1 pseudogene is annotated in these 349 nt (G+C 37.8%); it reads right to left on the reverse strand.

From position 1 onward, the window contains the following. Positions 1 to 262: 262 nt before the first annotated feature. A pseudogene (locus R0J92_RS22055) lies at positions 263 to 349 on the reverse strand (transposase); the annotation flags it as partial.

Below are 349 nucleotides of genomic sequence, written 5' to 3' on the forward strand. Positions count from 1 at the left end.
GTCTAATGATCGGGTTAGCTAGGCAAACGTCAATTTGCCCCAGGCAATACTGAAGAAGGAAAGTAGGAAAAGCCAGACATTTTCTTGGAAGGTGCAACGTTTTCTGCCTTGATCATTCAATTCCCATGCACTTTTTCCAAGAATTAAGAGGCTTAAAACCTGATTGAGTAAGGGTTTCCGTTTTATTCAGCAAGCCCTAAATAGCAAGGCAGTATGGCTCTTCTAGACTAGGTATGACAGATTAAGAACAAAAATGCCAACTTAATAACAGTCTTCTTCTAAAATTGTTGAAATTTCTTAAGCCAAATGCTCTCCTCTTAATTAGCTTAATTTTTTGATTGATTCCCTC

Source organism: Tritonibacter sp. SIMBA_163 (assembly GCF_046535935.1).
Taxonomy (GTDB): Bacteria; Pseudomonadota; Alphaproteobacteria; order Rhodobacterales; family Rhodobacteraceae; genus Epibacterium; species Epibacterium scottomollicae.